At 48.0% G+C, this 23,167-nt stretch carries 15 protein-coding genes; 9 read left to right on the plus strand and 6 right to left on the minus strand.

The window, feature by feature from the left end; genetic code table 11:
* Positions 1–11: 11 nt before the first annotated feature.
* Positions 12–686, minus strand: coding sequence for a response regulator transcription factor (locus V6668_RS04700; RefSeq protein WP_338707821.1), 675 nt, complete (start codon positions 684–686; stop codon positions 12–14).
* A gap of 151 nt (positions 687–837) precedes the next feature.
* Positions 838–1,701, minus strand: coding sequence for a helix-turn-helix transcriptional regulator (locus V6668_RS04705; RefSeq protein WP_338708890.1), 864 nt, complete (start codon positions 1,699–1,701; stop codon positions 838–840).
* Between the two features lie 138 nt (positions 1,702–1,839).
* On the opposite strand from V6668_RS04705, the gene fabF reads away from it, so the two are divergent.
* Complete coding sequence (fabF, locus tag V6668_RS04710; protein WP_338707822.1) at positions 1,840–3,078, plus strand: beta-ketoacyl-ACP synthase II; 1,239 nt, start codon at positions 1,840–1,842, stop codon at positions 3,076–3,078.
* 118 nt (positions 3,079–3,196) lie between these two features.
* On the opposite strand, the gene V6668_RS04715 is transcribed toward fabF, so the two are convergent.
* Positions 3,197–4,426, minus strand: coding sequence for a nitrate/nitrite transporter (locus V6668_RS04715; RefSeq protein WP_338708891.1), 1,230 nt, complete (start codon positions 4,424–4,426; stop codon positions 3,197–3,199).
* A 425-nt stretch (positions 4,427–4,851) separates the two neighbouring features.
* Here V6668_RS04715 and nirB point away from each other — a divergent pair, with 425 nt between their 5' ends.
* From nirB to V6668_RS04755, 8 genes are all read left to right on the plus strand, one after another.
* On the plus strand, positions 4,852–7,035 hold the full coding sequence (gene nirB / locus V6668_RS04720; RefSeq protein WP_338707823.1) for a nitrite reductase large subunit NirB: 2,184 nt from the start codon (positions 4,852–4,854) through the stop codon (positions 7,033–7,035).
* A gap of 21 nt (positions 7,036–7,056) precedes the next feature.
* On the plus strand, positions 7,057–9,189 hold the full coding sequence (gene nasC / locus V6668_RS04725) for an assimilatory nitrate reductase catalytic subunit NasC (RefSeq protein ID WP_338707824.1): 2,133 nt from the start codon (positions 7,057–7,059) through the stop codon (positions 9,187–9,189).
* 331 nt (positions 9,190–9,520) lie between these two features.
* A complete protein-coding gene (locus V6668_RS04730; RefSeq protein ID WP_036606163.1) occupies positions 9,521–9,940 on the plus strand; it encodes a hypothetical protein in 420 nt (139 codons plus the stop codon).
* Between the two features lie 24 nt (positions 9,941–9,964).
* Complete coding sequence (locus V6668_RS04735; RefSeq protein ID WP_338707825.1) at positions 9,965–14,935, plus strand: DUF4132 domain-containing protein; 4,971 nt, start codon at positions 9,965–9,967, stop codon at positions 14,933–14,935.
* A gap of 662 nt (positions 14,936–15,597) precedes the next feature.
* Complete coding sequence (locus V6668_RS04740) at positions 15,598–18,309, plus strand: glycoside hydrolase family 3 C-terminal domain-containing protein (RefSeq protein ID WP_338707826.1); 2,712 nt, start codon at positions 15,598–15,600, stop codon at positions 18,307–18,309.
* Between the two features lie 141 nt (positions 18,310–18,450).
* Positions 18,451–20,022 carry a glycoside hydrolase family 30 protein gene (locus tag V6668_RS04745; protein ID WP_338707827.1) on the plus strand — a complete coding sequence of 524 codons (1,572 nt, stop codon included), beginning with the start codon at positions 18,451–18,453 and terminating at the stop codon, positions 20,020–20,022.
* A gap of 154 nt (positions 20,023–20,176) precedes the next feature.
* Positions 20,177–20,302, plus strand: coding sequence for a hypothetical protein (locus V6668_RS04750; RefSeq protein ID WP_282615757.1), 126 nt, complete (start codon positions 20,177–20,179; stop codon positions 20,300–20,302).
* Positions 20,299–21,201 (plus strand): WXG100 family type VII secretion target, encoded by a 903-nt coding sequence (locus tag V6668_RS04755; protein WP_338707828.1) that lies wholly within the window; start codon positions 20,299–20,301, stop codon positions 21,199–21,201. Before V6668_RS04750 ends, V6668_RS04755 begins: the two co-directional genes overlap by 4 nt.
* Positions 21,202–21,549: 348 nt before the next feature.
* Here V6668_RS04755 and V6668_RS04760 read toward each other — a convergent pair whose 3' ends face one another.
* From V6668_RS04760 to V6668_RS04770, 3 genes are all read right to left on the minus strand, one after another.
* A complete protein-coding gene (locus V6668_RS04760; RefSeq protein WP_017690511.1) occupies positions 21,550–22,338 on the minus strand; it encodes a formate/nitrite transporter family protein in 789 nt (262 codons plus the stop codon).
* A gap of 75 nt (positions 22,339–22,413) precedes the next feature.
* Positions 22,414–22,635 carry a hypothetical protein gene (locus V6668_RS04765; RefSeq protein WP_338707829.1) on the minus strand — a complete coding sequence of 74 codons (222 nt, stop codon included), beginning with the start codon at positions 22,633–22,635 and terminating at the stop codon, positions 22,414–22,416.
* Between the two features lie 36 nt (positions 22,636–22,671).
* A complete protein-coding gene (locus tag V6668_RS04770) occupies positions 22,672–22,887 on the minus strand; it encodes a hypothetical protein (protein ID WP_338707830.1) in 216 nt (71 codons plus the stop codon).
* Positions 22,888–23,167 lie beyond the last annotated feature (280 nt).

Raw genomic sequence — 23,167 nt, forward strand, 5'->3', positions numbered from 1 at the left:
AAGCTGATGTGTTAAGGTGTGAACTTATATCCGACCCCCCAGATGGTTTGAATATATTGGGGGTTTTTCGGGTTTTCTTCAATTTTTTTACGAAGCTTGGTAATGTGCACATCGATGGTGCGATCATTAATATAAGCATCAATACCACGAATGGCTTCAATCAAGGCATAACGACTGTAGACTTTGCCGGGATTGAGGACAAATAGCTTCATGATCTCAAATTCGGAGAATGTCATCTCCACTCGCTGGTTATTCAACAGGACGGCTCGCCGAGCCAAATCGAGAGAAATTCCGCAATCCTGTACAGTGACAATGGAGCTGTTCAATATGGAGTACCGACGTAATACAGCCTCAATACGTGCTTTCACTTCCTGCATGCTGAAAGGCTTGCATACATAATCATCAGCTCCATCTATTAATGATCGAATTCGCTCCGAGACTTCGGTTAACGAAGAGATGACGATGATGGGAATTGCTGTATGCTGACGTATGAGAGAACAGGGATTCTTGCCTTCCGAATCAGGGAGCAATAGGTCAAGAAGCAGGATATCAGGCCGCGCTTGAAGTTGTAGAAGACCATCTCTTACGTTAGCGACACGGATAACGTCATACCCCTCACCTTGCAAATACAGGGATAATGTATCTCCTAACATGTTATCGTCCTCAATGATAAGCACTTTGGTCATGATATTCCTTTCTGAATCCACTTCGTGTAGAAGGTCTAGGATCCATGGGTTAGCTTAATATACTTGATCATGTATACCCTGATAATTAAAATATGCAACAAAAGGATGTCAGGATTCTAACATGATTGGGCAAGACCTGAGAGATTCTGAGTCAATGCTTGCCAAGATGTGAATCGGTTTCACGCTCGATCAGGCGCATCAGTTTGCGCTCGGTAGCGCTCTCTGGGGCAGGGGTGTAGACACTGCATCGCAGATCGGAACTACCCTGAACCTGCAACGAAGTCAGATCAAACAACATTTTGCCTGCTTTGGAATGCCTGAATTCGATTAATACGTCCGGGGCACTGCTGACGCTGCTTTGTTTCCAAAGGGTATGAAAATCGGGATGTCTGTTCATCATGTCATCCAAAAATAAATTATACCATTCATCATCAACATACTGGCCATAGTAAGCACGAAAAATCGCCAGAAATCCACTAACAAAATCCTCCCAGTTTACCGCGAGCCTGCGAAACTCCTTTCGATCAAATAACAGACTGATCATATTCCGTTGTTCGGGGGCAATCTGTTCAAAATCCATAAAAACATGCCGGGCTGCATCATTCCAGCCGACAATGTAACAACGCCGATCCGAGATCACGGTAGGACAGTGATGAAGCTCTTGCAAAATTTTCTGCAAAGAAGGGTGAAGTTGAACCGGTTCTTCTTCTAGTGTGGGCAGCTCCGTATGATGCTCCATGGCGAGCGAAAACAGATACTTTCGTTCATCGGCAGTAAGCCTCAGTGCCAAAGCAATGTTATCCAACACGGAATGGGATACCTGAATATCCCGACCTTGTTCAAGCCAGGTATACCATGTTGTACTCACTCCTGCCAGTTGGGAAACCTCTTCTCTCCTCAGCCCAGGCGTTCTTCTCCGACTTCCAGTGGGTAAACCGACCGATTCGGGAGAAATTTTGGAACGCTGTGTTTTCAGAAAAGTGGACAATGCCTGCAACCTGACATCGTAGTTCAATCCATCACCTTCAATCCTCGTTATCATGGTAGTCATTATACTATTATAATTGACAACTTGTAATAGGATATTCAAAAGTGCACTATTAGTGGCAGAGCGTAAGAGTAAGGTAGACAACAGCGCTGAAGGAGGATGGACATGGAACGAGTCGTGATTACAGGTATGGGAGTCATCTCTCCTTTGGGAAATGATGTAGATACATTCTGGAATGGATTAATTGAGGGTAGATCAGGTGTATCCCCTATAGAACATTTTGATACAGCTTCGTACAAAACCAGAATCGCAGGAGTGGTCCGTGATTTTGATGGTGAAGAGCGTTTTGGACGCAAGGAAGCAAGACGTATGGATCGATTCGTTCAATTTGCTGTTGCTGCTGCGGATCAGGCTGTATCGCAATCGGGTCTTGTAATGGATGAACTGGACCGTGAACGGGTAGGTGTATATATTGGTTCAGGCATAGGTGGCATCCAGACATTGATGGAACAAGGCAAGGTCCTGTCAGATCGGGGACCTGCGCGAGTCAGCCCAACACTGGTACCGATGATGATCTCCAATATGGCGGCAGCTATGGTCAGTATGAGGTTTGGTTGCTGGGGACCGACATTGTCGCCAGTAACAGCTTGTTCCATTGGCAATACAGCCATTGGAGAGGCTTTTCGATTAATTCGTCATGGCGGAGCCGATGTCATTATTGCTGGAGGAACAGAAGCGGCTGTAACCGAAGTGTCACTGGCAAGCTTCGGTAATGCGACAGCGTTGTCTACACGAAATGAAGCGTTCCAAGCAGCAAGCCGTCCATTTGATGCAGGGAGAGAGGGTTTTGTCATGGCGGAGGGTGCTGGAATTCTGGTTGTGGAATCACTGTCTCATGCTCTAGCAAGAGGGGCGAATATTCTTGCCGAAGTGATAGGATATGGTGCCAGTTCAGATGCGTATCATATGGTAGCTACCCATCCGGAAGGACGGGGTGCATATCTGGCGATGAAAGCATCACTGAAAGAGGCTCAGATTGGACCTGAAGACATTGATGTGATTAACGCTCATGCCACCAGTACGGAGGCAGGTGATCTGTCTGAGACAAGAGCGATTAAGCAACTTTTCGGGACAGGTGCCTATGATATTCCAGTCACAGCGAATAAGTCCATGACGGGACATATGCTTGGTGCAGCAGGTGGTGCGGAGGCGATCTCACTTATTCAAAGTCTGCGGCATGGCATCATTCCTCCAACCATCAATCAGGAGCAGAGGGACCCCGAATGTGATCTGGATTATGTGCCAAACGAGGCAAGAAAAGCGGATTTGCGGATTGGGATGTCTAATTCCTTTGGTTTTGGCGGTCATAATGCGGTTATAGTTCTTCAAAAATATTCATCTTAAGCAGAAAGAAAGCCGTAGGCAAAGAACAGCACTGCCTGATGGGCTGCGCTGTTCTTTGCTTACTTATGGATCACTCGTAAACACTGTACCTTGGTTAACGGCCGAGTGGTTGTACGCCTCAGGAAGAGAGAGATGTTGATTCCGCCATGCCTTTGCTGCCCCGATTCAACCAGCTCACACGCCAGCGGGATTGCATGAAGAGAACCAGGAACAGGGAAGCTGCTGCAATCAGGCTAAGAATGACAAAACCTGGTGTATAAGATTGATAGCTGCTGTACAGTTGACCGAGAATCAGTGGCAGTGCATACCCGCCCAATCCGCCAGCGGCACCTACAATACCTGTCATCAGGCCAATTTCATTGCCGAAACGTTGGGGAACCAGTTGGAACACGGAGCCATTTCCGGCTCCCAGACACATCATACCGAGGAACAACATGACTACTACCACAGGAAGCGGTGGCATGAAGGATACTCCGATCAACATGATGCAGGCTCCTGTATACAGGAAAGTCAGCATACGTGTTCCGCCAATTTTGTCCGCCAGATAACCCCCTACAGGCCGGAAGAAACTGCCTGCGATTACACAGAAGGTGGTAATGTCTGCGGCACGAACAGGAGAGAGCCCATACTGGGTGTTGAAGAAGATGGTGAGATAGTTACATAATCCAACGAAACCACCAAAGGTTACACAATAGAAGGCACAGAATACCCAAGCATCTTTTTGTTTAAGCAGACTTCCATATTGGGCCAATTTCTTGGGTTCAGGCCGGTTAGGACTATTCTTGGCAAAGATTGAAAAGAGGATGAATACAATAACAATCGGTATAATAGCAAGTCCGAACACAACTTCCCAGCTGCCAAAATGCGTAGCCAAGCGATTGGCAAACAACGTCGCGAGTACGGTTCCGCTGTTACCCGCCCCGGCAATACCCATGGCCAGACCCTGATGCTCCTTGCCATACCATTGGCCTGCCAGAGGTAGCGCAGCAGCAAAGGAGGCGCCTGCGACACCAAGCAAGAGTGCCACCACGTACAGTTGGCTTAAAGAGTCGACCCATAACCAGCCGAGTAACAAAGGAACTAAGGTGACGAGCATCCCGATCTGTGCGGTCAGTTTCGGACCAATATAATCAGACATGAAGCCAAGCACAAGGCGCAGGATGGAACCGCCGAGAATAGGCAATGCGACCAGATTGGCCTTTTCCAGCGGAGTCATCGGATAATCCAACGCTATGACAACTGCGAGTGGACCAAGCATCCCCCATATCATAAAACTGATGTCAAAATACATAAACGCCCCGAAGAGAGTGGGCTTATGCCCGCTTTTCCAAAAACTTTTGCTCTCCATCATCCATCATCGCTCCTCATCCAATTGAGATCTTCGTGATTTGTCTATGTGCTTGTTGAGGCAGAAAAAGGCCGCAATTCGTCCAGATCTGAACGATTTGCGGCCCCGTTGCCGACAGGCGGTACACGTCATTGTGTTCCCGCATCTGAGTTGATCACAGCACTGTGATTTTGATTCAAATTATAATCAAGAGAAAATGTGTATGTCAATAAAAATTACATGATATTTTAAATAATTCATTTTTTAATCGTTATTCGCACTTTTAATGTTAATTTAGTTGACATTAGATTGAGATTCCCTTAATCTGAATCTAATATGAATCCACACAAAGGCGTGTGGATTCCGGAGGCAACGGTGCCCTTTTCCGAATCATGGAGAAGGGATTTTTCTGTTTATTTTCAGGTGAGAGAGATAGGGGGCAGCCCATGAGTAGAAGCAAACTGGTGATTATCGGGAATGGCATGGCTGGAGTGAAGTGTGTCGAAGAGATTATCGCACTGGAGCCTGATACGTATGAGATTGTAATCTACGGCAATGAACCCCGTCCCAACTACAATCGGATCATGTTATCAAAAGTATTGCAGGGTGAGCATTCGTTACAGGATATCATTATCAATGATTGGACTTGGTACGCCGAGCATCATATACGGCTATGTACAGGTGAAACGGTACACCGCATTGATACCCGTGGAAAATATATAGAGACGGAATCCGGACTAAAAGAAACCTATGATGTCCTGATTCTGGCGACAGGGTCTTCACCTTTTATCCCACCGATTCCGGGAATTGATAAAGAGCGGGTCATGTCCTTCCGAACGATTGACGATTGTACGCGCATGTCTGATTATTCTAAAACCTATCGCAAGGCCGCCGTCATTGGTGGTGGATTGCTTGGGCTGGAGGCTGCGCGCGGGTTACTGCATCTGGGCATGGAAGCTGTGGTGGTACATAACGCACCTTACATTATGAACCGGCAGTTGGATCAGAAGGCTGCCACGATGCTTCAGGAGGAACTTGAAGGGCAGGGTATGTCCTTTCTTTTGACCAGAAATACGCAAAAAATCACCGGACGATCGCAGGCGCAGGGGCTGCTCTTCACAGATGGTTCCAAGCTTGAAGCACAGGTTGTCATTGTCGCTGTAGGAATTCGGCCAAATGTGGACCTGGCCAGACGAAGTGGAATCGCCACCAATCGGGCAATTTTGGTAGATGACTATATGCGCACTAGTGTACCGGATATCTACGCAGTTGGGGAATGTGCCGAACATCGTGGAATCAGTTATGGTCTGGTGGCCCCCTTATACGAACAGGGGAAGGTGCTCGCACGTACGCTCTGTGGGCAGGAAACGCCTGAATACAAAGGATCTATTCCCTACTCACAGTTGAAGGTATCGGGGGTTGATGTTTTCTCGGCAGGCGAGATCAGTGGGGAAGGCATGCAGACCGCAATTCAACATCTGGATGGCATTCAAGGCACATATAAAAAAGTACTGATGCAGGCTGGCAAAGTGCGCGGAGCCATTTTATTTGGAGATACAACCGAAGGAACGGCATTGCTTGGACTTGTACAACGAGGCGAAGATGTGGCGGAATTGGCTCCGCGTGAAGGGGCTCCGGACCCGGCTGAGATGGCTGCTGCGGCATTACCGGCTCAGGAGACCGTATGTGCCTGCAACAATGTGACCAAGGCTGCGATTATGAAATCTATTCAGGAACAGGGTCTCGAGACGGCAGATCAGGTGAAGGAGCAGACCAAGGCGTCAGGTTCATGCGGTGGCTGTCGCCCGATGGTGGCTGCTCTGTTGAAACATACGCATAACCTGAAAAATAACAGGGGTACTGGCGTGGTAGCTACACCGGATAAACCTGCTCCAATGCCTGTATGCAGTTGTACGGAGCTTGGGCATGCAGAGTTGAAGGAAATACTGGCTGACATCGAGTTTCTGGAGACAGGGCTACCAGACATATCTTTGATCTTGCAAAAGCTGGGTTGGGGTTCGGAGCTTGGTTGCTCGGTATGTCGCCCCGTAATTCATTATTACTTACAGGTATCCAATCGATCGATTAATGACAGAGAGATCATGAATACGGAATATCGGATAGTTAAACGGAATGGAAATCAGGCTGAACTTTCAAGGGATGATGAGATCGAAGGTCACTCAGAGGTTCAGGTGCGCTGGGATGATCAGATCCCGCTTTCATCCTATGCAAGAGATGCCAGGGGGCTGGCTGCACAGCTTCGTGCGAGTTGGATCGGCGCTGCAATGCCGTCGCCGGTGAATATGGGAGTTGCACCAGGGCCCGGTTCGTTGGTGAGCGCACTGGTGCAGGATATTGGCTTGCTGGCTTCACCAGCTGGGTGGGAGATCTATGCAGGCGGTCATGCAGAGCATCCGGTCAAACAAGGTGGCTTGCTCGGCGTGGCTGAAACAGAGGTGCAAGCGGCCACACTTGCATCAGCCTGCCTTCAATGGTATCGCCAAACCGCTTGGTATGATGAGCCGTTATGGGCATGGACGGAACGATTGGGATTCATGTCGATTCGGGAAACGCTGCTGGATGACCAGTTACAGAAGGAACTTGCAGCTACACTTCAAGCTGATATATAGATGAAAGGCGGAGATGGAAAGATGGGATTATCCGTGAGTTCAGAACCAGCAGCCTCCAAGCTGTATGTAAAGGAGACCCAGTGTCCGTATTGCAGTGTGCAGTGCAAGATGACTGTTGAAGAACTGGCTGCACCTGTTGCAGGCCAGCGTCGTGGTGAGTATACGGTTCAGGGTGTTCCGAATGAAGCCTCTCAGGGCAGGTTGTGTGTGAAGGGTATGAATGCTCATCAACATGCACTCAGTGGTCAACGATTAATGCATCCGCTCATTCGTCGTAATGGCGAGCTTGAACCCTGTTCCTGGAAGGAGGCCATTCAGACCATCGCAGAGCGGTTCCAGGACTTGAAGGATTTATACGGAGCAGATACGGTCGGAGTATACGGAGGCGGATCTCTGACAAATGAAACAGCCTATCTGCTCGGCAAGTTTGCCAGAGTTGCATTGGGGACAAAATATATCGACTATAATGGACGGTTCTGCATGTCAGCTGCGGCTTCAGCTGGCAGTAAAGTGTTTGGGATGGACCGTGGATTGACGTTCCGTCTGTCCGATATTCCCAAGGCAGGTTGTATAGTACTCGCAGGTACCAATATTGCAGAATGCCAACCTACCCTTCTGCCATACTTCAATCAAGCGAAGGAGAATGGAGCCTTCGTTATCGTTATTGATCCACGCAAGACGGCAACCGCTGCCATTGCCGACCTTCATTTGCAGGTGAAGCCTGGCATGGATGCTCTGCTGGCGGATACCATGTTGAAGGTGATTATGGATGCCGGATTGGTGAACCCTCATTTTATAGACGAACGAACGCATGGTTACGATCAATTGATACAAGGGTTGGCTGATCTGCAACTCGAACAGGCGGAAAAAGCGTGCGGGGTTGATCTGGCGCTGATTCGTCAGGCGGCGATGACATACGGTGAGGCAGAGACAGGCATGATCATGACAGCACGTGGTGTGGAGCAGCAGACGGATGGACATATGGCAGTGAGACACTTTTTGAACCTGGTGCTGGCAACTGGCAAAATTGGTAGAGAAGGCTGCGGATATGGTGCCATCACAGGTCAAGGCAATGGGCAGGGCGGACGGGAGCATGGGCAGAAGGCTGACCAGCTACCGGGTTATCGATCCATTGTAAATGAAGCCGATCGTGCCTATGTGGCATCCGTCTGGGGTGTGGACCCTGCAAGTTTGCCAGGCAAAGGTGTATCCGCCTACGAGATGATGGAGAAGGCCCATGATCAGGAGATTCGGGCGTTGCTTGTAATGGGCTCCAACCCGGTCGTATCCAACCCCAATGTGCGTTTGGTGGAAGAAGGTCTGCGCAAGCTGGACTTTCTGATCGTGGCAGACATGTTTCTGTCCGAGACAGCGCGAATGGCTGATCTGGTTCTGCCGGTTACATCTTATATGGAGAATGAAGGTACATTGACCAATCTGGAGGGGCGTGTTCTGCTCCGTGAACAGGGGCGGCCTGCGCCGGGAGAAACGCTTGATGATTGGGATATATTATGCCGGATTGCCGCGCAATTGGGTAGAGCTTCTTATTTTGAATATGACACTGCTGAGGATATCTTTAATGAGCTTCGGGTGGCGAGTCGTGGCGGAGTGGCTGATTACTATGGCATTACCTATGAGCGTTTGCGTAACGAGAAAGGGGTATACTGGCCGTGTTCTGCCCTGGAGGATCAGGGAGAAGGGCTGCTGTTCGGTGAACGATTCGCTCACCCGGACGGCAAAGCGGCATTCACATTTGAATCCAGCCCGGGCTGGAATGATATATCTTCCGAGTTCCCCTTAATTCTCACCAATGGGCGTGTGCTACCTCATTATCTTACAGGGGTGCAGACACATCGAAGTCCGGCACTGGCAGCTCGTGAATTGGAGAACTTTGTTGAACTTCACCCGGCTACCGCTGCCCGTTATCGTATTCACGATGGAGAGTGGGTAGAGATTCAATCGACGTACGGAAGCTTCACGGTTCGTTCGCGCATCAAGGATTCCATTCGGGAGGATACCTTGTTCGTGCCGATGCATTGGGGCGGCATTCAGAATGTGAATCGGGCCACCAGACCAGAGCTAGATCCGTTCTGTCGGATGCCTGGCTTCAAGACAGCAGCTGTAACCATTCGACCGTTGCGTCTGGCGAGATGACTCATAAAATTACAGGTTACCGGCGACATAAACTGTTCTAATGGTAGCTTAGCGGCTGCGCAGTCCATATTTATATGACACTGTGCGGCTTTTTTTGCGTATATGTACGCAAGTAGGCCCTAGTTCCGTGGTTCCACGTAAACATGAGGATTGGCTCATGAATATGGATTGAATTTTAGTTATGATGTTCATTAGGGGTACATATGTACGTATTTTATATTTTATTTAGAGACTGATAATCATTTCGAGTTTAGGTTATTCCGCATCGTGGTATAGATATCGGGGCTTATGGAAGCTTCTTCAAATAGAGCAGGATAAGGGAGGGAATGCAGTGAACGTATGGATAACGGTAAAAAGTCTGGGAAAGCGCAAGCCGGTACTTGCCAAGCAAGCTGCCGAACTTCCGGAAACAACTCATACGTTAAGGCAGCTCATTGAGAACATGGTGGCTGTACAAGTAAAAGCGCTTCAGGAAAAGAAACAACAGGCAGAATTGTTCGCCTACCTGATGCCGGATGATATTGACGCGCAAGGAGCGGTGGGGAAAGTCGGGTTTGGCGCAGTATACAATGAGGGTGTTCCTGATCTGGAAGTTGCGATGGAGACAGCTATAACCGCATATGAGGATGGGTTGTACAAAGTGTTTCTCAACGATGAAGAATTGCAGGAACTGGATGAGTCACTTGTTGTAAAAGACGGAGATAACGTGGTGTTTATTCGTTTTACAATGCTAGCCGGACGTCTGTGGTAGAGAACGATGAAGGAGGAGAACAGGATGAATCAGGAAGAGCAAGTACAGGTGTATATGGATGGATTGCAGGAAAGAGCCAAGTCGTTAACAGGGGTACAGCTTGAGCTGGCAGGCTATGTTGTGGAGATCGCCGGGTCTACGTATTTACGTGGAGACGAAAAGATGTTTTTGAATACTGATAAGTTGCTTGGAAGGTTGGCTGCAGAAACACAGAAACCATTATTCGAGCCACTACTGGATGTGCTCCAGCATCTGGCGAGCGAGTCATTGGTTGCACGATTCCGTTATATCGCAGAGCGTGCGACTCGTTTCCCATACAGTAACAACTATGAACGCCGCCCTTTCCGCACATCCGATCCGGAGCAGCATGTAGAACAAGTCATCCGTAAACTGATGGGATTGTTCCGTATGGAAATGAAAAATTTCTCGCTGGAAGAATATGTGTCACTTCGTGAGTACAAGCTGGATTATTTGCATGAGATCCGTTGGGTCCTGGCGGATTGTATCGCTTATGAACTGGATCATCAGGGCGGAGATATGAAGCAGGCGCTACATGATATTATCTATGGTGACAATCAGACGGCGCTGTTAACCCATGAAATGATCAAAGGTATATTCATGAGCGATCAGGCGGATGCCTATCAGATGGTGGGTGAGCTACTCGTTGCAGCAAGGTTGCAGGAAGGGCTTCGCCAAAGCATTGTGGAGCGGATGGATGAAGGGACACTGGAAGCCTATATTTACATATTAAAAATCATTATCGACAACAACCTGATTCGTTTCAGTTCCGTGGTAAGAGCGCTTGCCGTATGGACGGGGATCGGTATAGAAGCAGCCAACCAGCGTGTTGCGGCACAGTTGATTGAACAGGCCTATCAGGCGCTTGTGCAACCAGAAGTACGCGAGGCCTGGCAGCAGGAAGCTAACGCCAACAAACTCTTTATCAGTCTTTGGGCGACAGCGGTCATTGAAGAGAATGAATTGAAGAGCAAGATAATCGAGATTATGGATCAAGGTCAGTTATATCAGAAGATTGTTGCTCAATATGTACTGGCTAACAGCCAGAACAGGGAGCTTCGTTTGGACATTGCACGTCGTTATCTGGAGGCGCAGGATACCGAGTTGATGCACTGGATTGTGACCAACTATGATGCGATGTATATGTACAACTGGAGTTTCGAGAATGGAGAGAATCAGCGTAGCGTCTACGTGTGGCCATTGCCTGCTCTTGGAGATAAGGGCTTGCGGCGTCAGGATTTTGATCGGTTCAAACAGATGCTGGCTGCCATTCCAAAAGGCGGGTCAGGTGGACCATCGGGTGTACTTGAGTATGTTCACTACCGGATTGATACGGATGATGTAGTCAAGAAAATGTTATATTTGGCCGCTTATGATATGGACCCGGAATGGATCGGGGAGGTCATCGCAATCAAGGACCGTTTAAGCCCGGAACTGCGCGGAGAACTGTTGTCCCAGTTTGTTCAGCATCCCAATAATGAGGTGCAAAGACAGTTTGTGTTTGAGAGTTTGTCTGATAAAAGCATCAGTAATCGGGAGAGTGCACTCGCCAAAGCGAAGCTGCTCACGTTGACGGTTGATGAGATGAAACAGATGGAGGCGTTGATGAAGCTCAAAACAGGCTCACTTCGTCAGAAGGTCATCCATGTATTGTTACTGCAACCCGTGGACCAATTGGAGGTCTCGCTGAAGCGACTTTTGCAGGCCAAGAGTGAACTGCAGCGCTTGGGTGCGCTAGAATTATTGACCGAGATTGCGGCAGATCCAGAGCGGATAGATCAGCAGGAGCAATTGCAGCCATTGGCGCAGCTGATTGAGACACCCACTGCCAAGGAACAGAAACTACTGGATAAGCTGACTGATCAGGGGAGTCGTTTCACAGTTTCTAATGGATTTGGTTTATTTGATCCGAAGCGACGTGAGTCATTGCTGGATGAGAAGCGTGATCTCAAGGGCCATAATCCGAAGGATATCTTTACACTCTCTCTGGATAAGACCAGACCATTTCTGGAGGGACTTAGTGAATTAGTGCATGAACACAGGGATTATGAGTATCAAGTGGAATACTACGCTGGCTATAAAGACACATTGTTAGTCGGAGCGAGTCTTCGCTCCAAGGTTCCGTATGGAGAGCGGAATGAAATGAAGCAGATGGAACAGTTCCCGCTTCATGACGTATGGGAGAACTATATTCAACATGCCGAGTTCAACAGTGTGGAACTGATGCAACTATACATGGCTATACAGCTCGGGGAGTTCAATGGCAATTTGAGCGACCATTACAGTTATTTCCGTGAGCAGTATGACTATGACGAATTGCAGAAGATTCCGTTATTGGAAGGCTGGCGCAAGTCGTTTGCCGAACGGATCTATCCTCTGGATGACATCGAAAAGCTACAGCAGATGCTGGATTCGTTAACGTATAAGGATCAGGTAGTGGCACTGATATCGGCGGCATTTCAGGATAGCGATCCGATCGACACGTTTGAAATAGCTGAGAAAACCTGGGCCTCCATCATCGCAAGTATGCCTGCTGATCGACTCGAAAAAGAGTCAGGCATGCTTCATATTCTGACTGGACCTTGGAATTATGTAGTTCGTGGCAAAATCCATGACGATAACAGCTTCAAACGTTTCTTCCAGACAGCTTACCAGTTCACCAGTCTTGTAGAGAGTAGTCAACCGCTGTCTTTACTGTCACTTGAAGATTTCCTGCGTGCGTACCAGTTGAACCTGATTGATGATCAAGAGATATATCGACAGGTGCTGGTCGGTGGGAATCGTCTGTTGTTTATTCGGGACTTAACATCCACTCGTACAGAAATGATCGCGAGTGATCCGAAGCTTGTTCAATTGCGAGATGCGGTGGTCGATCGCATTCTGGAGATTGAGCTGACCCGGGGAGAACTCTCTACAGAAGTAAGCACACTTGCCATGAAATTGGATCGAATTGAAGGCATGGAACACTGGGTACATCTGGTCTCGGCGATGGATCAGGATACATTTGTCCGTGGATATATCTATAGTTATGGAGACAACACAACACGTAAAGAGACGTTTAGCTATTTAATTCAGAATTGTCATCCACGGGATGGAGAAGATGAGAAGCGTCTTGGGGAGTTGCTCCATAAGTATCCGGTGAATGAGAAAAAATTGCTGGAAGCAGCCATGTACGCCCCGCAGTGGATGGAGATTGTAGCGAAACATCTGGGATGGGAAGGTCTACGCAGTGCAGCCTGGTACTTCCATGCCCATATTAATGAACGCTTTACTGCCGAGAAAGAAACCATCGTGGCCCACTATTCTCCAATCTCACCACAGGACTTTAATGAAGGTGCGTTTGATATCGCATGGTTTGAAGAAGCCTATGCTGCTGTCGGAGAGGAACGATTCAATCTGTTATACGATTGTGCCAAGTACATTTCCGGGGGATCTAACCACCGCAGATCCCAATTGTTCGCAGATGCTGCACTGGGCAAGCTTCGATTGGACGATATGCGTGAGTCCGTGTCAGACAAGCGAAACAAGGATCATTTGTTAACCTACAGTTTGATTCCATTCGCTGTAAATCGCGAACAGGATCTGCGTGAGCGATACGACTTCATTCAGAAGTTCCTGATGCAGAGCAAACAATTCGGTGCGCAACGCCGTGCCAGTGAAGGTGTGGCATCGCAGATTGCACTGGGCAATCTTGCTCGTAATGCAGGTTATGCCGATGTTACGCGGCTGATGTGGGACATGGAAGCACGTAAGTTGGATGAGATGAAATCCTTCTTTGAACCTCATGCATTAGATGCTGACACGACAGCACAATTGATCATTGATGAGGAAGGCCAACCCGAGATGGTTATCGTTAGCAAAGGGAAGACACTCAAATCTGTACCTGCCCGGTTTAAAAAAGATGGATATATCGCTGAACTGAAAGAGCTGAAATCGGATCTGGTGGATCAGTATCGCCGGGCACGACAGGAGCTGGAACGTTCGATGACTGCTGGAACATCCTTTACACGTCAGGAAATTGCCAGTCTGATGCAAAATCCGGTTATACAACCGCTGGTAAGAACACTTGTATTCCAGTCAGGTGACAAGACGGGAAGATTCGATGTATTATCCAATGGTTTGGTTGCACCAGGACCGGAGGGTACGGTCCATGCACTAGCGGAACAGGATCAACTGTTGATTGCTCATCCGCTTCATCTGTATCAGAGCGGAAGCTGGAGTGAATTCCAGCGGGATCTGTTCACCCGTCAGGAGCGTCAGCCGTTCAAGCAGGTATTCCGTGAGCTGTATCTTCCTAACGAGGACGAATTGGCTAATGGTACGGTGTCCCGCCGATATGCGGGGTATCAGATTCAACCGAAAAAAGCAGTAGCTCTGCTTAAAGGACGCCAATGGACTGTCAGTTATGAGGAAGGTCTGCAGAAGGTAAGTTATGAGCATAATCTGATCGCGAATCTCTATGCTATGGCAGATTGGTTCTCACCAGCAGATACCGAAGCACCTACCTTGGAGACGGTGCAGTTCTACGATCGCAAGAGCTACAAACCTGTAGCGCTGCAAGATGTGCCGCTGACGTTCTTCTCGGAAGTTATGCGTGATATCGATCTGGTGGTCAGCGTTGCACATGTGGGAGGCGTAGATCCGGAAGCCAGCCTGACAACAATCGAGATGCGTCACGTCATTGTGAACGAGTCGTTGCGTCTGCTGAAGATCGACAATGTACGTTTGGACGGGAATTACGCACGAATTGATGGTGAATTGGGTGAGTATGCTGTTCATCTGGGGAGTGGTAATGTGTTTAAACAAGCAACAGGTGCACTTCATATTGTTCCGGTGCACAGTCAGCATCGGGGTCGAATCTTCCTGCCATTCCTCGATGAAGATCCGAGAACAGCTGAGATTTTGTCCAAGGTGATGTTGCTCGCCGAAGATAAAAAGATCAAGGACCCGCAGATTCTTGCACAGTTACAGAACTAGAAGTGATTGAACAGAAGTGAGCCGTCCCTCTTGGGGCGGTTTTTTATTTGCTACTCCGATTTCAATGTAACTTCGAATCTCAATATAACGAGTGTAGAACAAGAATCATGGATGGAAAGTGAACAATATGGAGCAATTCCAACATAAAGGCAGCTGAAGAACCTGTTAAAAGGGACCTCAGTTGCTTTTATATTTTTGGATATTTCAATGGACCGGATTGGTTCCGTTTTCAAATAGACTTAGGACCCAGAGTGTGTCGACATATTCCTTAATCTGATAATTAATTGCATTAATTGGTTGATCGGGAGTGGGTCGAACCGACTGTTTTTAAAAGTAAAGAATTTGTTCTAAAGTAGTTACGGAAATGTAAATAATTCGTTTTCTTGTTTTGTTATCTGAATTATTAATATGGTGATTCCAAAGAACTAGGCTTGTTCCAATCGGTCATTTACCAAATTTAAGGGGATGTAATTCATGATCATGTCGGCTATCGTTAGGAAGCGAAATCTGCTGACTTGCTTGCAGGCTGCAGTTTCAGAAGCCATGTGCAGGACGACCTGAATGCTTGAAAGACTGGGATCAAGCCAGTTCGCATTCCCTTGTATACATGTATTCAATATGTGCACAAGAAAAATGATCAAGAGAGAAGGAGAACTTACAACATGAACAGAAGACTCAATCTGATTTTCCTCAAACGATGGTTTATGTTATTAATCATCGTGGCGGTTGCGGCTATGCCGCTGCACGCCTTCGCCGCGGAGGCGGAATCTGGGGCCAATCGGCCTTGGATGAACAAATCTCTATCAGCGGAAGAACGCACCGAGCTGCTGCTCAAGGAGATGACGCTGGAGGAGAAAGTTGGATTCGTAACCGGTAAAGTAAATAACTATTATGGTTTCTATAATGATGAATTGGAGCGCCTCGGCATTCCGGCATTACAGATGGCAGATGGACCCGCAGGAGTACGTGTGGCTAACCCGGATGTGCAGGACAAAAAGTCCACGGCATTGCCTGCACCCATCGCGCTTGCCGCTTCCTGGGATACCAATCTGGCCAAGAAATATGGCGATCTGATCGGTCAGGAAGCACATGATACAACACATAATGTAGTGCTCGGCCCTGGGCTGGATATTGCACGTACACCATGGGGTTCCCGGAACTTCGAATCTCTCGGGGAAGATCCGCTACTGGCTTCCGGCATGGGTGCAGCGTATGTGAACGGGATTCAAAGTAATCCAGTTATCGCTACAGCGAAACACTATATCCTGAACAACCAGGAGACGGAACGTTTCACGACCAATGCAACAGCCAGCGAACGTGCCATTCAGGAAGTCTATGCACGTCCGTTCCAGGCGATGGTCGAAAAAGCGGATCTTGGTTCAGCAATGTGTTCATTTAACCAGGTGAACGGTACATATGCTTGTGAGAACAAGGAGATGCTGACCAATGTCCTTCGGGATCAGTTTGGCTTCGAAGGGTTTGTCATGAGTGACTACGGTGCAAACTTCAGCACAGCCAAGTCCGCCAATGCGGGTCTGGATCTGGAGACACCGGGAGAGCCTTACGGCAAATGGGGAGACAAATTGCTGGAAGCCGTGAACAATGGCGAAGTCAGCGAGCAAACCGTTGATGAGAAGGTTAGACGCATTTTGCTTCAAATGTTCGATAAAGGGCTGTTCGATAACCCTGTAACGAATACACAAATCAATGCTAAGAAAGACGGCAAACAGGCACGTGAAATTGCAGAAGAGAGCATGGTTCTTTTGCAAAACAACGATAATGTGCTGCCGCTGTCCAAGAAAAACGTGAAATCCATCGCTGTCATCGGTCCGGATGCAGATAACGCATCTGCTGCTGGTGGAGGTAGCAGTCTGGTTAATCCGACGTATACTGTAAGTCCACTTCAAGGCATTCGTAACCGTGCCGGTAACGGTGTGGATGTAAAATATGCTGCCGGAACGGATCCTATCTCCGCAGGAGATGCATTTAATGGACCATCCGCCGTACCTTCTACTCTTTTATCACCAGCGGATGCTCAGGAAAGTGAAAGAGACTATGGTACAGATCGTGCGGAATACGGTCTGCGTGCTGAATACTGGACGAATAAAGATATGGAGGGTAATCCTTCTTTGGTCCGTACAGATAATCAGGTCAACATGAATCTTGGATTCTACAACTATGAAGGTTTTAACGCACAGTCTTCCAAGCTTCCAGTGACACCTACGAAATTCAATGCCAAAATGTCTGCTCGTTGGACAGGGGCGATCACAGCACCTCAAACGGGTGAATATAAACTGTCCCTGACCAGTCTAGGTTCTGCGAAACTGTATGTGGATGATAAATTACTCGTAGACAATCAAGGTGAAACATTGAGTACAACGAAGAAAGAAATCACATTCAAAGAAGGTGAGTCCCACAATATTCGAATTGAGTATCGTACGGATTTCCCGGTACAGACCAATCATGATATGGGTGCACAGGTTCGTTTCGGCTGGGAAGCTCCAGACGACGCTGTGGATATTAAAATGCAAAAAGCAGTTGAGCTGGCGAAAAAATCCGATGTTGCCGTCGTGGTAACTCGTACGTATGACAGTGAAGGTTACGTCGACCGTTCCGACCTGGAGCTGCCGAATAACCAGGAGCAGCTGATCCGCAAGGTAGCAGCAGCCAATCCCAAAACGATCGTGGTGCAAATGAGTGGTCGCGCTGTTGAAATGGATTCCTGGCAAAAAGGAGTGCCATCCATCGTTCAGGCTTGGTATGCAGGTCAGGAACAAGGTAATGCAGTGGCACGTGTGCTGTTTGGTGATGTGAATCCATCCGGTAAGTTGCCAGTGACGTTCCCATCAGATGATTCCCAGACCCCGGTATCCACTGCGGAACAATTCCCGGGTGTGAATGGGGTGGGTAACTACTCCGAAGGTATCTTTGTAGGCTACAAAGGATATGACAAAGAAGGCATGACACCGGCGTTTGCCTTTGGACACGGACTGTCTTATACCGATTTTAATTATCGTAATCTGCATGTGAAAAACACAGGTAAAGGCGATAAGGAAACTGTAGAAGTATCGCTGAATCTGCGTAATACCGGTAAAGTTGCCGGTGCAGAAGTTGTACAGGTCTATGTTGGCAATCTGCCAACCAAAGTCGAGACCCCGGAGAAACAACTTGCTGGCTGGGCGAAGGTTGATCTGAAAGCAGGCAAGCAACAACGGGTCAACATTCAACTGGATCGCAGCGCATTGTCCTATTGGGATGAAACATCGCATGAATGGGTAATGCCTAAGGGTAAAGTCCAAGTGTATGTTGGCAGTGCATCGGATGATATCCGTCTGACAGGCAGTGTGAATATCGGAAGCAAGTCCGGTAAATAAAGTTCAATAAGGGAGATTGGAAGGTTTTTCTCCCGGCGAAGTTATTTCGTTAAATGCAGTTTGTTCTACTTCATATAGATTAGGAAAATGAGTCGTGGCCTAGTGGCCGCGGCTTTTTCCGCAATGGAAGGAGAGTGAAGCATGATAAACATAGGTTGGCGAGAATATCCCAAACGATGGATGATCCTGTTGATCGCTGCTGTTTGTTTTGTCGGTATAGGAATCTGGCTTATCTTCAACCGAAGTGAACAACCCGCTCCGCCACCGGTTGTGGACAAACAGAGAACGGCCGAAGTTTGGTTAACCACGGGAGATCAGCAAAATCTGCTTGCACGACAGAAGCCCATTCCAATCACCGATCACCATGATGCAGACCCAAGTTCTTCAGTTTCTTCAACGCAGGAGCCAGACATTTCTTCGTCGGCGTTCACCATACAGATTGACCCGGACAAGACGTATCAGACCATGGCTGGTTTTGGCGCAGCGATGACGGGTTCATCGGCACATCTGATCAACGAGCTCCCAGAGGAACAGCAAGAGCAACTGCTGAAGGAACTGTTTACAACAGAAGGGCTGAACATGGATATGGTGCGTCATACGATTGGTGCCTCCGATTATTCGGTAGATGAAACAGGTGTGGCTTCGAGTTATACCTATGATGATATCGAGTCTGGCAAGGACTATGACATGGATTCCTTTTCGATCGAAAAGGATCAGGAAGTTGTGAATATGCTGGAGCGTGTAGCTGATTTGAAACCGGATCTTAAAGTGCTGGGCACACCGTGGACGGCCCCGGCCTGGATGAAGTATGGGGAGAAGACTACTAACGGTTGGTATCTGGATTACAACGATCCCCAGGTGTATGAAGCGTACGCGAGCTATTTTGTGAAGTATATCAAAGCTTATCAGGCAAAGGGCATTCCCATCTACGGGATGACGTTGCAAAATGAACCGGAGTTCACCTCGGATAAATATCCGAGTATGAGTATGGGATCCGAAGAACAAGCGATGTTCATTCGCGATTATCTCGGCCCGGCGTTACAGGATGCAGAACTGGACACGCGAATCATCGCGTATGATCATAACTGGGATCAGGCGGTTGAATATACCAGCAAGGTGCTTGGTGATGAGCAGGCTGCTGCATATATCGATGGATCTGCTTTCCACTGTTATGCAGGTGATCCATCTGCCATGTCGGAAGTGCATGAGCGCTTCCCAGACAAAAATATTTATTTTACCGAATGTAGTGGTGGGGAGTGGAGTCCTGATTTTGGCGAGAATCTGAGCTGGCAGATGTCCAATCTCATCATTGGTGCACCTCGCAACTGGGCAAAAAATGTGCTGCTCTGGAACATCGCACTCGATCCGCAAGGTGGACCTACGAATGGTGGCTGTGAGAACTGTCGTGGGGTTGTGACGATTGACTCGGAGAATAATGAAATCATTAGAAATGTCGAGTATTATGCGTTAGGCCACATCAGCCGTTATGTACGTCCGGGAGCTTTGAGAGTTGCTTCCACGCAAGAACAGGGCAAGATCGAGAACGTAACCTTCCGCAATCCGGATGGAACGATGGTGCTGGTTGCAGCTAACACGGGTGAGGCAGAAGTTTCCTTTGATGTAGTCATGAGCGGAGATTCGTTTCGATATATACTGCCTTCCCAATCGGCAGCAACCTTCCGTTGGAAGCCAAAAACGGGGGTAGAACGTTGACTCAAGATTGGAAATTATGGGTACAGATTGAATGATGGACATGGTAAAATAAACGTAGAGTTATTTCAAATTTGATGTATTAAACAAGTCCGATCCCAGGATCGGGCTTTTACATAACCTTTTACTTTTAATAGAAAAGGAGCATACGTTGGACATGTTAGTCGTTGAATATCGGGAACAGGATCATGACAAGTTGGTCGAGATCTGGGAGAGTTCTGTTCGGGCAACACATTGGTTAACCACGGGATATAATGACCACGAAGAGGAGTGTGCAGGATGACACAGATCAAGGTGACACCGGAACAACTGGAGACGGTCAGTGGGCAGTTCGCTCAGGCACATCAGCAATTATCGGGCTTCATGTCCACATTGGACGGCAAGATGAGTGTCATGCGCAGCAACTGGGATGGCATGGAGCGTGAGCGTTTTTATAACGATTATTCAACGGCTCAAGGCACGATGAAATCTGTTCTGGAACTGGTTCTGTCCATTCAGTCGGAGCTTAAGAAGATTGCCGAGCGTTTCCGCACGACAGATGAAGAGGCGGTGAGCCAGGCAATCATGACGGCGCTGACCGCAGCGCGGGCGCTATCAACCATGGGCAAAAATAAAGGCGATGATCTGGACAAAACGCCAGGTCCACCAAAGAACATGGATGAATGGGATGAGAAGGATGCCGAGAAATACCAGAACTATGAGGAAATGCTGAAGAAAGCCAAAGAGATGGGTGACGAAGAACTGGCGCAGCAGATTCAGGCCAGTATGAACATCATTCGGCTTCAGTACGAAGATGTAATCTATCAGACTGACCCCAATACTGGCAAGACGGTAAAAATAACCGAGGATTCCATCGTAGGTACGTATCAGGTGAAAAGCGACAAGGGCGAAACGACCACCATCAGTCTGGATAAACAGGGCAATGTGGTGGACTATAGCAAGGATACGGAAAAATATAGGTATTCGGAGCAAACGCACACGACCAGTCAAGGCGAGCATCTCTTTGGCAAAGCAGCACAAACGGCTACAGCCTACGGGATTGGTCTGCTGCTCACAAGCAAGACGGGCTCTGCCTTTACAGAACATGCCCACTGGACTTGGTTCTTCGTTCGTTGCGGACAAGTTCCTGTTCTCTGTGCCGGAAGAAGGCGAGACACGTACGATGATTTACCGTACCAATAAGGAGACGGGCAAAATTGAGAATATGATCGTGGTCACGCGCGGCGACAACGATATTGAATATACTCCGTGGCGGGAGTACTTCTAAGCCACGGATGGGTTGGCAAGCGGGCAACACAGGGCAACCTGATTGCGGCCTGCTTGCCGACCCACCCCCTGGAGCCATGTGATTGTGTATCACATGGCTATGCGTGTGGAGGGCAGGCGGCTTATCCGTGAGCCTGCCTATAGAGAAACACCCCGGCAACCTTTTCCCTGAGATGGGAAGGATGCCGGGGTGTTTTGGATTCTTCTTACCGATTAGCCACGGTCGAAGGACCGGGCCGGAAGGAGGGCTTTTTTTGCCAGAGATTAATGTGTCTCTTCATCCAGAAACGGTTTGTTCACCGCATAATACATGAAGCCCATCAGCAGCACACCACCCACCAGATTACCCAAGGTCACGGGAACCAGGTTGTGAAGCACACCTTCAAATGAGATCGTCCCCGGGTGATTCAGCACAAGTGCAATCGCGAACGTACACATATTGGCGATGCTGTGCTCGTATCCCGAGATGAAGAAGCAGAACACAAAGAGCATCATGGCAAACATTTTGGCTCCATTCTCCTTCATGAACATCGGGACAAAGAACGCCATACATACAAGCCAGTTACACAGGATTCCCCGGAAAAAGAGCTGCATGGTTGGAACTTCCATCTTATGCTCCACCACGCTTAACAGAAAACCGTTCACCTGAGACGAGTCGAACAATCCGGTCAGGTAGATTAACAGGGCAAACACAGCTGCGCCCATCAGGTTACCACTATAACTCGCAATCCACAGTTTGATCACTTCGAACCAGCGCAGTTTCTTGCGCAACGCCGCATACGTGTAATAAAACGTATTGCCCGTGAACAGGTCACCCCCGCCATAGGCGATCAGAATGATGGCCGCGCCAAACGTAATTGCCGCCATCGGATAGGTAAACGGGGACTGCTCCATATAAAAGAAGTTACCTGTCTTAAACGCCACGATGACGCCGAATCCGATAAACATACTGGCCAGCATGGAGCGTGCAAGGTACCTGATTAAACTTTGTTTGTAAATCTTGTGTTTCTTCAGAGCTAGTTGTTCCACGTTGCGTAAAGCTTCCGTTTCCATAATTCTCCTCCAATAGCATGGTGTCTTGCTTACCATTATAACGAAATTATGGAAATTGGGGAGGGTAAACTTGGTTTATTGATTATTACTTCCTTGTTTCAATTGCAGTACCCGCATTGCAGAAGAACCAAAATCAGGATCGGATTGAAGTGATTCTAGCGCGGATGCTGCACCATTAACTTGTTGATGTGCAACAAGAATAGCAAAGGCCGCTCCTCTGACCAATATGTTTTCTTCACCACTGATTTCGTTAAAATCAGGGTGTTCATTGTTGTTATTATGATTCATATCAGACATGTCAGACATATCCTATCGTTCATCTCCTGAAGAATATTAAGATTGGGGTGGAAGAATGATTGGACGGGAAGCCAAGGCTTCTTCCACAATCTGTTCAGGCGTCAGGTCTCGATCATCCCAGAAAATCAGATTACTGATCTCCGCATGTGGTACCTGCTGCTGTAGCTCCGTCAACATGTCATCCAACTCGGCTTCCGTTCCTTCAGAGATCAGTTTGCGGACCAATTCTACCAAATGTAATCTATTGTCCATATCGATACCTCCTGAATGATTCATAGCGTGAACAAATTAGTCATTTCATGGGTTGATTCAATGGATCATACGTAATGAGCGCCGGAAAAAAATTGGGCTCAAGCATCAGACTAATGCGTTGTTCGTCTTGATCAGTATAAGAAATGATATAGTTTCCGAAATGAGACTCGTAGATGAAGTCTTGGAATTGAAAGGAATGTTCGGGATACTTTATCTTCACATATAACGTAGTAACTCCTCGGGCTAAGGTTTCTTTTAACATAGGAATTTGGGCCACAAT

It is taken from the genome of Paenibacillus amylolyticus (assembly GCF_036894225.1).
Lineage (GTDB): Bacteria > Bacillota > Bacilli > Paenibacillales > Paenibacillaceae > Paenibacillus > Paenibacillus amylolyticus.

Bases quoted from the DNA above. Each gene is read 5' to 3' on its own strand.
- V6668_RS04760 (WP_017690511.1), bottom strand. From the start codon at position 22,338: ATGGAAACGGAAGCTTTACGCAACGTGGAACAACTAGCTCTGAAGAAA.
- V6668_RS04750 (WP_282615757.1), top strand. From the start codon at position 20,177: ATGTTAGTCGTTGAATATCGGGAACAGGATCATGACAAGTTGGTCGAG.
- V6668_RS04735 (WP_338707825.1), top strand. From the start codon at position 9,965: ATGAATCAGGAAGAGCAAGTACAGGTGTATATGGATGGATTGCAGGAA.
- nirB (WP_338707823.1), top strand. From the start codon at position 4,852: ATGAGTAGAAGCAAACTGGTGATTATCGGGAATGGCATGGCTGGAGTG.
- V6668_RS04745 (WP_338707827.1), top strand. From the start codon at position 18,451: ATGATAAACATAGGTTGGCGAGAATATCCCAAACGATGGATGATCCTG.
- V6668_RS04700 (WP_338707821.1), bottom strand. From the start codon at position 686: ATGACCAAAGTGCTTATCATTGAGGACGATAACATGTTAGGAGATACA.
- V6668_RS04755 (WP_338707828.1), top strand. From the start codon at position 20,299: ATGACACAGATCAAGGTGACACCGGAACAACTGGAGACGGTCAGTGGG.
- V6668_RS04770 (WP_338707830.1), bottom strand. From the start codon at position 22,887: ATGGACAATAGATTACATTTGGTAGAATTGGTCCGCAAACTGATCTCT.
- nasC (WP_338707824.1), top strand. From the start codon at position 7,057: ATGGGATTATCCGTGAGTTCAGAACCAGCAGCCTCCAAGCTGTATGTA.
- fabF (WP_338707822.1), top strand. From the start codon at position 1,840: ATGGAACGAGTCGTGATTACAGGTATGGGAGTCATCTCTCCTTTGGGA.
- V6668_RS04765 (WP_338707829.1), bottom strand. From the start codon at position 22,635: ATGTCTGATATGAATCATAATAACAACAATGAACACCCTGATTTTAAC.
- V6668_RS04715 (WP_338708891.1), bottom strand. From the start codon at position 4,426: ATGGAGAGCAAAAGTTTTTGGAAAAGCGGGCATAAGCCCACTCTCTTC.
- V6668_RS04740 (WP_338707826.1), top strand. From the start codon at position 15,598: ATGAACAGAAGACTCAATCTGATTTTCCTCAAACGATGGTTTATGTTA.